Below are 15,234 nucleotides of genomic sequence, written 5' to 3'. Positions count from 1 at the left end.
CGGCATGCGCGAAGCACTCGAATGTGCTGCAGAAGGAAGTGCCGCTCTCCCGACGCCAATTGTCATCGGCGCTGTGGTGCCGATGACGATAGGAGCGATTCCCGAGGACTGTCAACAAGCAAAACCCTAGCCGGTCGGACAGTCGAAGAACGGCTCGGCCAGTGTCAGCAAGTCTGTCGGCCACTTGTGGCCAGTGGCCTTCCGTGGACTCATTCAGCGGGAGTGTGGAGTATCTCTACGGGCTGCCGCAAAGGCAGTCGCAATGTTTCTGCATCTCATGGGGGGATACATGACCAGTACCAGGTCGCATTTCTCGGCCCATGGAGAAGACCCCGTCGTCGCCGTCGCCGGCGTGCAGTTCGGTTGGGGCAGCGTCGGAAAGATCGCCGCTGTCATGGACGTATTGCGTGCCCGGCACGGCGACCGGCTCGGCTTTGTCGGACTGGCCTCGGCCCTCGGCCGGCCGGTGCTGGGCGCGCATCCGCTCGACGCCTGGCTGGACGTGCCGGCCGACGACGGAGAGTTCGCCGCGCTGGTCGCGACCCGTCGCATCTCGGCGGCCCTGGTGGTGCTCGATCCGGAACTCGCCTCCCGGCTCCAGTCGGTGGGGGTGCCGGTGGTGTACCTGGACAGCCTCCCGTTCCTCTGGACGGACCGCGACGAACTGCCCGTCGAGGTCGAGGCGTACTGCGCGCAGTTGTGCCCGGCACTGCCTCGGGCCTGCTGGTCGTCGCTGCGGCGCATCCGATCGCTGCACTGGGTCGGGCCGGTGGTCGGCATGGCCGGGCACGACGGGCCGACGCCGGTGCCCGGCCGCGCGGTCCTCAACCTGGGTGGTCTGGAGTCCCCGTTCCGGGACGGTGACGACAACGCCTACCTGTCGCTCGTCCTGGACAGCGCCCTCACAGCGCTGCGGGACCAGGGCTTCCGGGACGTGATCGTCACGGGCAACGTGGACCTCGACCGGCTGCCGCCGACGCCCGCGTCGACCGGGCTCTCGATCCGTGGCGGGCGGCTGCCGCGCGGTGAGTTCCTGGAAGCGCTGCGTACGGCCGAACTGGTCGTCACCTCGCCCGGGCGCACGACCCTGCTCGAGACGGCATCGCTGAACCAGCGTTGCGTGGTCCTGCCACCGCAGAACCTCAGTCAGATCGTCAACGCGGCCGACGTCGCCGGTCAGGTCGATCCCCGGATCGTGGTCGGCTGGCCGGCGGACGTGGTGGACGAAGCCGTGCTCGACACGCACAAGGCACGCGGCGAGGCGGAAGCCGTCCGCTACCTCTACGGGCGCATCGCGGCCGCCGCCCAACAGCGGTCCGAGCACCGCCCCTGGCTCACCGCCCGGCTGAACGAGGCCATCGAGGCCTCGGGCCGGCCCGGCGCCCGGATGGCGGCCTTCTCCGGACCGACCGGGGGCGACGGTGCCACCGAGGTGGCCGACGTCGTGGACCTGGTCATCGAGCGGACGCGGCTCGGGCACGCGGACGTCCGCCCCCCGGCCGCAGCAACTTTGCGTATTCACAAGCAGCTTGGCGACATGCGAGAGATGGAGGCACCTGCCCATGCGGCATCCCGATGAACTCAAGCAGGACCGGTCCCTGGCGATCAACGGCGGCACCCCCCGGTTCGACGAACTCCCCTGGGAGGACACCGGAATCGTCCCCGAGGCGGCCGACGACGTGGCCGCGCTCATCCGCACCCGGCGCACCGTCTACTGGGGCGGAGGACCGCACAGCAAGCGCCTGGAGGCGGACTTCGCGGCGCTGATCGGCCGTGAGCGCGCCTTCTTCCATCAGTCCGGGACCGCCGCGCTGCAGACCGCGCTGTTCGCCCTCGGGGTCGACGAGGGCACGCCGGTCGCGCTCAGCGACTCGGGATTCGTGGCCAGCCTCAACGCGATCTACCACCTGCGGGCCCGCCCGGTCTTCCTGCCGACCCATCCCGACACGCTGCAGTGCGTCGACGACGTGGCGGAGTGGACCGACGGAACCCCCGTGCACACGGCGCTGATCACCCATTTCTTCGGCAACGTGGCCGACGTCGAGGCCATCCGGCACTCATCGGGCGCCCAGTACCTCGTCGAGGACGGCGGCCAGGCCCACGGCGCCACACTGCGCGGCAAGCCGGTGGGCTCGTACGGCGAGATCGGCTCCTTCGCGGGCTCCACGAAGAAGCTGGTCACCGCGGGGCAGGGCGGCCTCAACGTCTACGACGACCCGGACATCGACTGGCGGATGCGCACCTACGGGCACCACGGCAAGTCCGGCAACTTCGAGGGCGTCTTCCCCGGCTACAACTTCCGCGGCGGCGAGATCGAGGCGATCCTGGCCCACGCCGCCCTGCGGCAGCTGCCCGAGCGGGTCGCCGCACGCAATGCCACGGCGGACGCCATGTTCGAGATCTTCGACGACGCCGGACTCCGCACCGCTCGGCCGGCCGTCGGCCTGGACTGCACGCCGGCCTGGTTCGACGTGGCGCTCGTCCTGGACGAGGAGTGGGCCGGCCACCGCGACTGGCTGGTGGACGCGCTGGTCGCCGAGGGCATCCCGGGCTGGCACTACCCCGCCCTGATCGGCATGCCGTGGGTCAAGCCCTGGATGACCTCGCGGGGCTGGTGGGGCGAGCGCGAGGAGCACCTCCTCGGCACCGAGCGCGCCCTGTGGGACCGGACCCTGGTGCTCGGCAGCCAGATGAGCCCTCAGGACGCCCGGAGGATCGCGGCCGCCACGGCGGAGCTGCTGAAGGGATGAGCGCAGGCGAGCTCGCCCGGGCGGCGGAGGTGTTGACGCGGTGCGGAGACCCGGACGTACACGATGTGCGCCTGCTGCACGGCGGCAACTGCGCGGTCTACATCGGCTCCGAACTCGTGCTGCGGCTGGGCCGGTCCTGGCCGCTGGACACCGCACAGGAGCTGAGCTGCTGGCAGGTGGCCCGCGGCAGTGGTGTGCCTGCGCCCGAGGAGGCGGGCAGCGGAGTGCTGGCCGACGGACGCCCCTACCTGGTGTACCGGCATGTCGCGGGGGTGCCGGTGGAGAGCCGGTCGGGCCTCGCCGCGGCGGGTGAGACGCTCGCGGCGTTGCATGCCGTGCCGGGGCACCGGTTCCCCCAGGAGACCCACAACCTGCCGCGCCGCAGGGCGCGTTACGACACCGCCCTGCGCGCATGCGGCAGCGTGGGGATCCCCGGCGGGTCCTGGGGCGACGCCCTGCTCCGACGGGCGGCCGAGGACTGGCGCACCAGTCGCGAGGTGGCCGGGCACGGCGACTTCCGCTCGCCCAACCTGGTCTCCCGGCGAGGGCGGGTCGCCCTGGTCCTCGACTGGACCGACGCCCGCGCGGCCAGCCCCGAGAGCGACCTGGGCCAGCTCGCCCCCGACCAGTTGGACCACCTCCTGCCCGGCTACCGGGCCCACGCCCCACGGCAGCCCGACCTCGACCTGGTCGCCGGTCACGTCCTCGCCCGGCACGTGGCGCTGGAGGCGGGCGGCGTCCTCCCCACCGGCACCAGTGGCCGGATCGCCGACCTGGTGAAGGACCGGCTGCACGGCGGGAGATGGGGCCGTGGCTGACCCCCGACCCGCCGTCCGATTCCCGAAAGCACCCGACCCAAGGAGAGACACGATGAGTGGCGATCGTCACCGCTACCTGTTCATCAGGATTCTGGAGGCCTGCAACGCGGACTGCTTCATGTGCGAGTTCGCGCTGTCCCGGGACAGCTACCGCTTCACCGTGGACGACTTCGCCGAGCTCCTGCCGCAGGCCGTCGACGCCAAAGTGGGCTACGTCAGGTTCACCGGCGGCGAGCCCCTGATGCACCAGCAGGTCGTGCAGCTGGTCGAGGCCGGGACCGCGGCGGGCATGAAGATGTCGCTGATCACCAACGGCTTCCGGCTGCCCCAGATGGTCGACACCCTGGCCGCTGCCGGACTCGCGCAGATCGTGGTCAGCATCGACGGCTCCTCGGGCGCGACCCACGACGTCTACCGCCGGACCCCGGGCTGCTTCGACCGAGCGCTGGACGGACTGCGCGCGGCCAGGGCCGCCGGCATCCTCACCCGGGTCAACACCGTGGCGGGGCCGCACAACTACGACCAGCTGCCCGAGCTGCAGCGGGTGCTCACCGAGGCCGGCGTGAGCCAGTGGGAGCTGTCGGCACTCAAGCTGGAGCGCACCATCACCTACCCCTCGCGCGAGGACGTGCTGCGGGTGTGCGACCCGGTCTACACCGCCGATCCGGAGCAGGTCCTGGTCCCGCTCGGCAAGCGGTTCTACGGGGACACGCCCGAGGAGCAGGACGCCTTCTTCGACCAGGGCGTCACGCCGCGGGCCTCGCTCCCGCTCTGCTACGTCACCGACGACGTGATCTATCTCGACCCCAAGCAGGGCCGCGCGTTCGGGTGCAGCTGTCTGCCGCACCGGGACGGCGACGGGCCCGGGGGAGCACCGCTGCGGGACGAGCGGGGACGCGTGTTCCTCGACAGCCCCGCGCTGCGCAAGCACGCCGAGCTGTTCCGGACCGAAGGACCCCGCGTGTGCAACGGCTGCTCGACCACGGCCGCGGGCTACAGCGACGACATGGCCCGGCTCGGAGCCGTCCCGGCCTGGCACTACTGACCCCCACCGGTGTGCTCACCCGGGCGGCGTTCCCCTGCTCGCCTCCCCGAGCGCGTCATCACCCACCGAGGAGCATGCCTTGAGCACATCCGACGACGGGCCCTCGCTCGTCCTCCACGCACGCCCCGACGACCTGCACGCCGCAGCCGACCTGGAGTTCGTGGCGGCCCACCTGGCCGAGTTCCGTCGGGCTGGCGCGGACGACTCCGCGACGGCCGCCCTGGTCGTGGGAGATCCGGACCGGTGCGCCGAACTGATGGCGGCCGGCCTGCCCACCGTCTATCTGCACCCCGCCGGAGCCGCCCCCGGAGACCCGGGCACGGCCGATGTCCACGCGACCATCGTGAGCTGGCAGGTGCCGGATTGGCTGACCCCGTCGTGCGGCCGGGACCGGCAGTTCGCCCGGTCCGACATCCGGGTGTCCAACGTGGCTCCGCCGAGGCGGGTCCGGTCGGCCGGCGGAGGCGGCCCGGCCGTCCAGCTGACCTGCGGCTGCCCGAAGCCGGAACAGACCGAGGCGGCCCTGCGCTCCGCGCTGCGTGACTGGGACCCGGCCACGGGGCCGATTCCGGTCCTGACCGACCTGGCCGCGGCGGACTGGGACCGGTTGGCGAGCCGACTGGGCGAGTTCGCCTTCGCGCGGATCGGCCTCGCCGACTGGCCCCGCGCCCTGCGCCGGACCGACCTGCTGGTGGCCGAACCGACCCTGCTGGCGACGACCTTCGCCCAGTCCGCGAACCTGCCGCTGCGGCTGCTCCCCGCCACCGGCATCCGGCAGTCGCGCGTCCGGGAGGCCCTCGGCGTCCTGGCCGGCGGAGCCGGTGACCGTACGGACCTGACCGTGACACCGGACGTCTGGCCCGTGGACACCGGCCGGGCGGGATCTCTCGGCGGCGCGACGCAGCTCGCCCGTCAGATCCGGCAACTGTGTCTCGCACCGGTCTGATCCCGCACCGTTCCACCTGCTTCGGCCGTCCGACCGAAGCTGTTGAACCGTCCAAGGAGCACCATGTCTGGCACCGCCCTGTCCGTGAGCGCCGCTGACCTCACCCAGCACGAGATCCGGGCCCTGGGCTCGGAGCACAACCTGGCCGACGCCCACACCCACCAGTCCCAGTCCCCGGGCCAGCGCCGGATCGTGGCGTCGCTGCCCCAGCTCTGGTACGAGTCGGAAGCGGGCAAGCAGAGCACCATCGAACAGCGCTTCATCGACACGTTCTTCCGCTTCCGCGGCCAGCACACCGCGCTCGGCCTCGACCGGACACTGCTGACCTACGCCGCCTCCATCTCCACCGTCATCGCCGGCATGTACCTCAAGCGGCGCGGCGCGCGCCTGTCGCTGATCGAACCGTGCTTCGACAATCTGCGCGATCTGCTGGTCAACCTCGACATCGAGCTGGTGTCGCTGCCGGAGCAGGTGCTGTCGTCCGCGGACACCGTCTACGACCAGCTGGCGCAGCAGCCCCGCACCGAGGTCGTCTTCCTCGTCGATCCCAACAACCCCACCGGTCACAGCCTGCTGACCGGCGGCCGGCGGATCTTTGAGGAAGTGGTCCGGTTCTGCCGGGAGAACGACCGCCTGCTGGTCCTCGACCTCTGCTTCGCCGCGTTCGCGCTCGGCTCCCCCGGCGGGCCGATCGACGTCTACGAGATCCTGGAGGCGTCCGGCGTCAGCTACATCGCCATGGAGGACACCGGCAAGACCTGGCCGGTGCAGGACGCCAAGTGCTCCCTGATCACGGCGAGCGCCGACATCTATCCGGAGCTGTACAACATTCACACCAGCGTGCTGCTGAACGTCTCCCCGTTCACCCTCAATGTGCTCACCCAGTACATCGAGGACTCCGTGGCGGACGGGTTCGCGTCCGTGTCCGACGTGCTGTCGACGAACCGGGCGCTGGCCCGGGAACTCACCCGGGGCACGGTGCTGCACCACCAGGAACCCGCCGTCCCGGTCAGCGTCGCCTGGTTCAAGCTGGCCGACGGCGCCCCCGACGCGACCGAACTGCAGCAGGAACTGGCCGACGCCGGTGTCCATGTGCTGCCGGGCACCTTCTTCTTCTGGAGCCGTCCGGAGCTGGGCGAGCGGTGGATCCGCGTGGCGCTCGCCCGTGACCCGGAGGAGTTCGCCGCCTCCATGCGCCGACTGCGCGAGGTGGTGCTGCGCCATGGGTGAGTGGCGTCCCGGCGGGGTCATGGCTCCGCTCATCACGCCGTTCGACGCCGATGGCCGGGTTTCCCCGGCATGTGTGCGGGCCCAGGTGGCCCGGGTCCGCCCGCACGTCCGGGCCGTGGTGCCCACCATCAGCTGCGGCGAGGGCTGGCGGCTGGATCCGGAGAGCTGGCGCACCGTCAACCTCGCGGCCCTGGAGGCGGCCGACGGTCTGCCGGTGCTCACCGGCATCCAGTGCGCCGACCCGGACGAAGTGATCGCCCGGGGCCGCTGGGCGGCTCGGCACGGTGCCGCGGGAGTCTTCGTGGGACCGCCCTGGTCGGCCGGCCGCGGCCGGCGGGAGGTGTACCGGGCGTACGCGCGGATCGCGGCGTCCCTCGACATCCCCGTCCATGTCTACAACGAGAGCGTGGTCAGCGGCGTCGAGCTGGACCTGGGGACCCTGGTCGCGGTGTGTTCGCTGCCCGACGTCGCAGGCGTGAAGGAGTCCAGCCGAGCCCCCGAGGTGACGCGGTCGCTGGTGCACGCGGTCGGGGACGTCGATGTGTACCAGGGCTGGGAGGACCTCCTGACCGCCACGCCCGGGGTCGCCGGGCTGATCGGACCGCTGGCCCTGATCGAGCCGGAACTCTGCGGCCGGTTCGCCGCCCGCCCGACCCCCGCGCTCCAGGACACGGTCACCGACATCTGCCGCGGACTCGGCCTGTTCGATCCGGACTATGTCGCCCGGACCAAGCAAGCCCTCGTACGCCAAGGGGTGTTGCGGACGGCAGCCCTGGCGGAATCGCGCTGAGCGGCGGTCGGCCGTCGGTAGCTTCAAGTTCCGTGCGCACTTGTGGCCAGTACCCGTGTGTTGCGGTGCAGTTGGGCGCTGAGTGATTCTTGAGGTGTTCGGGAAATACCTCGTCCGCTGAACCGGTCAGTGCCTTGAGCGTGATATCCGCACTCCGTTCCAGAGGATGAGCTCGGATAAATCAGAGAGCTTTTCCTAGGGGGAATCACTCATGCCCGCGAAGTTTTCGACTGCTCTTGTCGCCGCGCTTCTCGCCGTTTCCGCGGTGGTCGTATCCGCGTCGGGGAGCAGTCACCCCGCCCCCGTGCGTGTCGATGCCTCGGCGGCCGCCGAGGCCGTCATGTCGCCGACCGACACCGGCTGGCAGTAAGCGACGAGGGCGGGCGGCCGGCCGTTTCGGGCCGACGCCGGCACCCGAGCACAGGAGAGGAACACCGTGGACGGTTCTGGAGGGGACGTGCCCGGGAGCGGACTCCCGCGGCGGCCGTTTTCGTCGGCGGCCCGGCCACTCATGGAATTCATCGCCGCCCGCTCGGTCGACGGCCTCTCGTCGGCGGCCCGCAGCATCGAGGCCCGCGACTTCCACCTGGTGGTCCACACCGTCCGAAGAACGGTCCGGCTGATCGACTTCGCCGGCTCGGTGGCGGCACTCGGCCGGGAGTTCCCGGGCGGCCGGGAGCACCCGGCCGTGGACGGGTGCCGGACACCCGAGGACAGCGGCCCGGCGAAGGTGGTCAGCATCGTGGGCGGGAACAGACGGGCCGTCGGTACGGCCGGTCCGGGGCCACGGTGGCCGTGCCCGTCGATCGGCCGCGAAACCGAACTGCTCGGGCGGCTCCGGCAGGTGGCGGCGGAACTCTGGGATGCCTTCGCCGGCGCGGTCGAGTCGGTCGGCGCCACCGACTGGGAACGGCTCGGTCGGCTGACCGAACGCCGGGATCCCGTCGCTCCGCAGGACCGCGGCCTCGCGGAAGCCGCCGAGATCTACCGGGTGTTGGTCGAGTTGAACGCCGCCGCGCTGCGCTGGGAGCGGATCCACTGGTGCGACACGTCATCGGGGAGCGACAGCTGGTGCGCGGCGTCCGGCATCAGCCCGCTCTTCCCGGTGCTGCCGCCGGCACCCGGCATGCCGGCACCGGGGACGTACCGGGGAGCGACTAGCTGGTGAGGGCCGTGCTCTCCCGCGCTCTCCCGTCCTTGGAAGTCGGGCACCTCACAGATTGGGCTCATAGGCTGATGGAAAAGCCCCAGCTCCTCGTATTCGACTATCCCGGGCGCCGGGACACGAAGCATGTCAGCGACCTGCGGCTGGAAGACGACGGATTCGACGTTCGCTATGCGATGGGCAGTGAACTGCCGGATGAACTGTACGCCGAGTCATATGCCCGGGCGCTGGTCGGGAATTCCGGCGTCGAACCGTCGTCGGTGGCCGGAGTCATCGGGTATTGCATGGCGGGACATCTCGCTCAGGAGGCCGTGGCGCAGCTGACCGCCGTGCGGGGAACGGCGCCGCCGCTGATCCTGCTGGACAGCGGGCCGTGTTCGGCGCAGGCCGTCGAGGAGGAGTGCCGTACCGCGTTCGCCGCGTTCGGCGGCGACGAGGCCGTCGCGATCCTCGACGCCGCTTCGGACGGCCTGCTCTTCTCCGCCGCCGCACTGCGCGACGACCCGCGCCGGACCATCGAGGAAGTCCGGACGATCCTGCGGAAGTTCGCGATGGACACGATGGCCGACGACGGGGCGAGCATCGAGGAGATCCAGGACTCGGCCGAGCTGTTCATCGAGCACTACGTCGGCTGGATCACCCATCTCGTCGCCGCTCACAACAACACCGCTCCCCGGTGGAACGGCGACGTGCTCCACATCGTGTCCCGTGACCATCCGTTCCGGGGCGACTGGCCGGGCGCCGCCACGACGACGTCGGTCGTCGTCGACAGCGTGGGGAACGATCCGGTCAGCGAGGCCGCCACACGGGACTCCGTCCTTTCCCGTCTCCGTCGAACCAGTTCCCTGGGGACGGCGTGACGACGGGGAATCCCTGGCTGCCGTTCGGCACCCGTCCGGAGGCCGGCATCAGACTTCTGTGCCTGCCGCACGCGGGTGCCGGTGCCACCACGTACAGGAGTTGGGGACAGGGTCTTCCGCCCGACATCGCGGCCTGCCCGGTCCAGCCTCCCGGCCGTGAGCGACGCCGCGGGGAGGAGCCGTTCGCGAGCGTGGAGCCGCTGGCCAAGGAGCTGGCGGGGGTGATCGCCGACTCGGTGCGGGCGCCGTACGCCCTCTTCGGGCACAGCACGGGTGCGCTGTGCGCCTTCGAGACGGTGCGCGAACTGCGACGGATCGACGGTCCGCTGCCCGTCCATCTGTTCGTGTCCGGGCGATGCGCCCCGCAGACGCCCCTCGTCAGGCACGACCTGGCGGGCATGGACCCGGCCGAGTTGGCCGACCTGCTGCGCCGGCTCGGCGGCACACCCGAGGAAGTCCTCGCCGAGCCGGATCTGCTCGCTCTGCTCCAGCCCCTGCTGGCCGCCGACTTCTCCGTCAACGAAGGCTACGCGCACGCGGTGGAACCGCCCTTGGACCTTCCGGTCACCGCTTTCGCCGGGATCGACGACCGGGGCGCGGACGTGTCCGCGACGGAGCCGTGGGCGGTGCACACCGCGCGGGAATTCGTGCTGCACGCGTTGCCCGGCGGACATTTCGCGATCTTCGAGTCCGCCGCGGCCGTGCACTCCGGCATCGCCGAGGCACTCGCCCCGTACCGGGGAAACTGACCGACCATACACGGCGACCGCCGGTATGCCGCATATCGCATTTCGGACACAGTGAGGAGTATGCCCATGACGGCCGGGCGCGAGGATTTCGTGGAGGCTACCTACGAGGCTCCACGGGACGAGCTGGAAGAGCAGGTGGCGGCCATCGTGGCCGAGGTGCTCGACGTGGACCGAGTGGGCCGCGACGACAGCTTCTACGACTTCGGCGGAACATCGCTGCAGGCGATCCGCATCTGCACCCGGATCGAACGCGGCCTCGGCATGAAGGCGCTGCCGCTCTGGTTCTTCTCCAACGACGTCCTGCACGAGTTCGTCGAGGAACTGCGGACCAAGGCGGAGAAGGCGCATGGCTGAGCCGGGCGGCGCCGCGCCGCTGATCCACGCCTCGTTCTCCCGCCACGCGGCCGACCGGTCGGACGCTCCCGCGCTGATCCTCGACGGTTTCGCCATCAGCTACGGGGTCCTCGACGCGGCCTCGGACGCCTACGCCGCGCTGCTGGCCGCCCAGGGGGCGGGCCCCGGACAGATCGTCCCGCTCGTCCTGCCCCGCTCTCCTCAGCTGGTCGCCCTGGAGCTCGCGGTGCTCAAGTGCGGAGCGGCCTACGCGAACGTCGACCCGGACTGGCCGGCCGACCGCCGGGCGGCGATCTTCGCGCAGACGTCACCGAAGGTCGTCGTCACCGGACCCGCCACGGCGGTCGAGGCCGACGCCGAGGTCCTCCGCGTGGAGTCCGAGGACCTCACCGAGCCCGCGGCCAGGGCCTCCGCCTTCACCCCCGCTCACGTCACCGCGGCCGATCCCGCGACGGTGTTCTTCACGTCGGGCACCACCGGCCGTCCCAAGGGCGTCGTCGTCCCGCACCGTGCCGTCACCCGGCTCTTCGGACCTCACGGCCTCGCGGGTTTCGGGCCGGGACACGTCACACCGCAGGCGGCGGCCATCGCGTGGGACATGTACGCGTTCGAGCTGTGGGGCCAGCTGAGCACCGGTGGATGCGCGGCTCTCGTTCCGCAGGGGCACCTGCTGCCGAACACGCTTCGGGAGCTGATCCACACCGTCGGCGTGGACACGGTGTGGCTGACGACCTCGCTCTTCAACCTCTTCGTCGACGAGGACGTCGACTGCTTCACCGGGGTCCGGCAGATGCTCATCGGCGGCGAGAAGCTGTCCCCCGGACACGTGCGGACCTTCCTCGAACACCACCCGTCGATACCGCTGCGCAACGGGTACGGGCCCGTCGAGAACTGCATGCTCACCACGACACATCTCATCCGTCCGCAGGACTGCGACATCGCCGAGGGCATCCCGGTGGGCAGCGTCGTGCCCGGCACGGCCGTGCTGATCCTCTCGCCGACGGACACGCCGTGTGCCGCCGGCGAGACGGGCGAGGTGTGCGTCGCGGGCACCGGTCTCGCCGTCCACTACCTGGACGAGCCGGAGATGACGGCGCAGAAGTTCCCCACGGTGGAGATCGACGGTTCACCGGTACGCATCTATCGCACCGGTGACTTCGGCCTGATCGACGACGAGGGCGTGCTGCAGTTCCGCGGCCGACGCGACCGCCAGGTGAAGATCAGCGGATACCGCATCGAGCTGGCCGAGATCGAGAACGCCGCCCGGGGGATCGAGGGCGTGCGCGAGTGCATCGTGGTGCCGCTCAGCGCGCCGGACGGTCAGGTGACCGCACTGGCACTGTGCTACGTGGCGCAGCCGGCGGACGGTTCCGGGGGCGCCGACGGCCTCCTGGGCGAGCGAGAGGTGCGGGGGGCGCTGTCCCTCCTCCTGCCCGACTATCTGGTGCCGCGGGTGATCCGCAGGCTGGACCGCTTCCCCGTGACGGCGAACGGCAAGGCCGATCAGGCCGAGTTGCGGCGGCTGGCGGCGGGTTCTCGGCGCGGTCGGCCTTGAACGGCGGGGAGGGGCGGACGCGGTCCGGTCCGGGCGTCTACCCGATGACGGTCGAACAGCAGGCGATCTGGCTGGACGACCATCTGCGGGACGGCGATTCCCGGTACATCGAATCCTGGGTCCACCGGTTCGAGGGCGACCTCGACCGGGGCGCCGCGCACTGGGCGCTGGAGCGGATCGTGGCCCGCCACGAGGCGCTGCGCAGCCGGTTCGTCCTGGACGACGACAGCCTGGTGCAGCGGGTGCTCCCCGAGGAGCGCGGGCTGGAGCTGGAGACCGTGTCCTGCGCAGCCGCGTCCCTCGACGACACCTTGAAGGAACTGGTGCGTCGTCCGATGGACCTGGCCGAGAGCCCCATCAGGGCCACGTTGGTCGAGGTGGCGCCGCAGGCGACGGTGCTCGTCGTCCAGCTGCACCATCTGGTCGTCGACGACTGGGCGCTGCAAACCTTGGAACGGGAATTCGAGGAGCACTACCGGGCCTACGTCGAGCGGCGCCCCGCGGCGGTCGCTCCCGTGGAACTGCAGCCGGGCGCCCACGCGTTGGCCGAGCGGTCGAACCGGAACGACCCGTCCGTACGGGCCTATTGGCGGGAGAACCTGCGCGAGCTGTCCCCGGAGGCGACCAGCACCCTCGCCGTCGACGACACCGGGGCACCGGCAGGCGCGGGCGGCGAGCACTCGGACCGCGGGGAGCGCGTCACCTTCGCCGTCGACGCGGCGGCGGCTCAGCGCGTACGAGCCGTGTGCCGCCGGCTTCGTGTCACGCCGTTCACCGTGTTCGCGTCCATCGTGTCCCTGCTGCTGCACTCGGCCGGGGGCGCGCGGGACGTGATCGTGGGCGCGCCTGTCTCGCACCGTGACTCCGCCGGCCACGACCAGCTGATGGCTCCGATGAGCGCTCTGCTGCCGCTGCTGGTGACGGTGGACGCCGGCGCGTCCTTCGCGAACCTGGTGGCCCACGTGCGCACCCGCGGGCACGAAGCGATCACGTACAAGGACATCCCGTACGGCGAACTGGTCGGCATGACACGACGACGCGGCGAAGCCGGCGGCCGAGGCATGGTCCGCACGGTGCTCGTGGTCGACGACGCCCAGCCGTCACGGATGCGGCTGCCCGGGCTGACGGCCCAGCGCGTCTATGTGCACTCGGGTGTCTCGAAGTTCGACCTGTGTTTCACCCTCGTGGCAGAGGGCCGGGAGTACCTCGGATTCCTGGAGTACGCGGTCGACCTCTTCCCCGCCGGTGTGGCCGAGCGGATCACGGATGGCTTCGTGGCCCTGCTCGACAGGGCCTGTGGCAACCCGGACGGAATGGTGTCGTGGCTGCTCGACGGCATCGGGGAGGGGGCACGCCGACAACGGACCGCGAAGGAATCCCGGCCGGAGCGCTCGGCGGAGGGAACGTGACTCGGCCACGCGCGGACATCCTGCCTCGCATCGACAGAAAGGACATGACGTAGTGGGGCTCTCTCGGGCGGGAAACAAGATGGCGAGGCTGTCGGGGCTGCGGCTCATCATGGAGGACATCGCCACCTCCATGGGCTCGGCCACGGGCCGGGGGTGGCTGAATCTAGGCATAGGAAACCCTGCGGACATACCGGAGGTCAGCGACACTTGGCGGCGCATGACTGCCGAGGCACTGGACGACAGCTTCGGGACGGTCAGCTGCCAGTACGGTCCGTCCCGGGGTCTGCCTACGCTCGTAGACGCGATCGTCGGCTACTTCAACAGGCATTACGGCTGGGACATCGGACCCCAGAACGTCGTGGTGGGGCCCGGCAGCCAAATGCTCTGCTTCATCGCCGCGACGCTGTTCACCGGACCTGGCGAGGTCCGTGACACACAGCTGGCGCTGCCCATGACGCCGGACTACACCGGCTACCAAGGGCTTTCCCTGGTGCCCGGAGGAATCGCCGGGGTGGAACCGGTTCTGCACCGGCTGGACGAGCGCTCGTTCCGCTATCTCTTCGACATGCCCGCCATCGAGAGGCTGACCGACGTCGGGCTGATGCTGCTGTCCACCCCGAGCAACCCGACCGGCCGATGCGCGACGCCCGACGAGATCCGCGGTCTCGTCGCCGCGGCCGAGGCCCACGACGTACCTCTGATGATCGACAACGCGTACGGCGCGCCGTTCCCCCGCATCGGCGAGGTGACGACGCCCCCGCTGCGACACCGTCGCGTCATCAACGTCTTCTCGCTCTCCAAGACCGGACTCCCGGGAGAGCGCCTCGGATTCGCCATCGCGGACGAGCGGTACATCTCCCCGATCGTCTCCTTCATGGCCAACTCCACACTCCACGCGCCACAGCTGGTCCAGGCCGCGCTGGCCCGCGCCCTGAATTCGGACGTCCTCGATTCCCTTGTGGCCCTGGAGATCGGCCCCTTCTACACCCAGCGCAGGAAGTTCGTGAAGTCGCTGCTCCTGGATCGACTTCCCGCCGATGTCGCATGGCGGCTGCACGAGGGCGACGGCGGCATGTTCTTCTGGGTCTGGGTGGACGAGGAGTGGTTCGACGACTTGGTGCTGTACGAGGCCCTGAAGGCCAGGGGCGTCTTTGTCGTACCGGGTCGGCACTTCTTCACCGATCCCGAGCACAGCCAGGGGCTGGGGCTTCATGCTCGTCAGTGCTTCCGTGTCAGCGTCACTCCCGACGCCGACACACTCACCGCCGGCGTCGAAGTAATCGCGGAAACGCTGGGCGACATGCGTGCCGGAAGCATGCGGATACGCGACAACCGCTGAACTTGACTTTTGCCCGTAGGGCGAGGTCCTGAGGAGGAGGGTGCGCAGGCACCGCTCAAACTCTTCGGCGGCCAGTGTCAGTGTCTTCAGGTCGCGGCTGAGGCCGCACGGGAGGTCGCCCTTGAAGAGCCTGTCCATCGCGGCCCGGATAGCGTCCTCGTTGCGGCCGCGGGTCTCTGCGCGTGCAATCTTGGCGCCGCCCAGCCGACCACCGGCATCCTGGC

The 15,234-nt window shown here is 70.5% G+C and carries 14 protein-coding genes; all 14 read left to right on the top strand.

The annotated features are described in order from the left end of the window. Positions 1–289 precede the first annotated feature (289 nt). Positions 290–1,579, top strand: coding sequence for a hydroxymethylcytosylglucuronate/cytosylglucuronate synthase (locus ACWEN3_RS06800; RefSeq protein ID WP_452966582.1), 1,290 nt, complete (start codon positions 290–292; stop codon positions 1,577–1,579). Further along, positions 1,563–2,750 carry a DegT/DnrJ/EryC1/StrS family aminotransferase gene (locus tag ACWEN3_RS06795; RefSeq protein WP_452966580.1) on the top strand — a complete coding sequence of 396 codons (1,188 nt, stop codon included), beginning with the start codon at positions 1,563–1,565 and terminating at the stop codon, positions 2,748–2,750. The genes ACWEN3_RS06800 and ACWEN3_RS06795 overlap by 17 nt, the downstream gene beginning before the upstream one ends. Beyond that, positions 2,747–3,568 (top strand): phosphotransferase family protein, encoded by an 822-nt coding sequence (locus ACWEN3_RS06790; RefSeq protein WP_452966577.1) that lies wholly within the window; start codon positions 2,747–2,749, stop codon positions 3,566–3,568. Before ACWEN3_RS06795 ends, ACWEN3_RS06790 begins: the two co-directional genes overlap by 4 nt. Positions 3,569–3,620: 52 nt before the next feature. After that, the gene (gene blsE / locus ACWEN3_RS06785) at positions 3,621–4,613 is read left to right on the top strand and encodes a cytosylglucuronate decarboxylase (protein WP_452966574.1); all 993 of its coding nucleotides are present in this window, start codon (positions 3,621–3,623) and stop codon (positions 4,611–4,613) included. Between the two features lie 79 nt (positions 4,614–4,692). Beyond that, complete coding sequence (locus tag ACWEN3_RS06780) at positions 4,693–5,559, top strand: hypothetical protein (RefSeq protein WP_452966571.1); 867 nt, start codon at positions 4,693–4,695, stop codon at positions 5,557–5,559. 63 nt (positions 5,560–5,622) lie between these two features. Further along, positions 5,623–6,789 (top strand): aminotransferase class I/II-fold pyridoxal phosphate-dependent enzyme, encoded by a 1,167-nt coding sequence (locus ACWEN3_RS06775; protein ID WP_452966568.1) that lies wholly within the window; start codon positions 5,623–5,625, stop codon positions 6,787–6,789. Next, the gene (locus ACWEN3_RS06770) at positions 6,782–7,579 is read left to right on the top strand and encodes a dihydrodipicolinate synthase family protein (RefSeq protein WP_452966565.1); all 798 of its coding nucleotides are present in this window, start codon (positions 6,782–6,784) and stop codon (positions 7,577–7,579) included. Before ACWEN3_RS06775 ends, ACWEN3_RS06770 begins: the two co-directional genes overlap by 8 nt. A 511-nt stretch (positions 7,580–8,090) precedes the next feature. Continuing rightward, a complete protein-coding gene (locus tag ACWEN3_RS06765; protein ID WP_452966562.1) occupies positions 8,091–8,747 on the top strand; it encodes a hypothetical protein in 657 nt (218 codons plus the stop codon). A 68-nt stretch (positions 8,748–8,815) separates the two neighbouring features. Continuing rightward, positions 8,816–9,604 carry a hypothetical protein gene (locus ACWEN3_RS06760; protein WP_452966559.1) on the top strand — a complete coding sequence of 263 codons (789 nt, stop codon included), beginning with the start codon at positions 8,816–8,818 and terminating at the stop codon, positions 9,602–9,604. Next, on the top strand, positions 9,601–10,353 hold the full coding sequence (locus ACWEN3_RS06755; protein WP_452966556.1) for a thioesterase II family protein: 753 nt from the start codon (positions 9,601–9,603) through the stop codon (positions 10,351–10,353). Before ACWEN3_RS06760 ends, ACWEN3_RS06755 begins: the two co-directional genes overlap by 4 nt. 66 nt (positions 10,354–10,419) lie before the next feature. Next, entirely contained in the window at positions 10,420–10,707 is a 288-nt protein-coding gene (locus ACWEN3_RS06750; RefSeq protein WP_452966554.1) for a phosphopantetheine-binding protein, read from the top strand. Next, positions 10,700–12,262 (top strand): amino acid adenylation domain-containing protein, encoded by a 1,563-nt coding sequence (locus ACWEN3_RS06745; protein WP_452966551.1) that lies wholly within the window; start codon positions 10,700–10,702, stop codon positions 12,260–12,262. The genes ACWEN3_RS06750 and ACWEN3_RS06745 overlap by 8 nt, the downstream gene beginning before the upstream one ends. A 44-nt stretch (positions 12,263–12,306) precedes the next feature. Beyond that, positions 12,307–13,671 carry a condensation domain-containing protein gene (locus tag ACWEN3_RS06740; protein ID WP_452966549.1) on the top strand — a complete coding sequence of 455 codons (1,365 nt, stop codon included), beginning with the start codon at positions 12,307–12,309 and terminating at the stop codon, positions 13,669–13,671. Between the two features lie 79 nt (positions 13,672–13,750). Continuing rightward, positions 13,751–15,010, top strand: a complete 1,260-nt coding sequence (locus ACWEN3_RS06735) for an aminotransferase class I/II-fold pyridoxal phosphate-dependent enzyme (RefSeq protein WP_452966547.1) — start codon at positions 13,751–13,753, stop codon at positions 15,008–15,010. Positions 15,011–15,234: the final 224 nt, after the last annotated feature.

It is taken from the genome of Streptomyces sp. NPDC004561 (assembly GCF_053602155.1).
The sequence above is the reverse complement of the archived record's forward strand: the minus strand, read 5'-3'. Positions and strand labels throughout refer to the sequence as shown.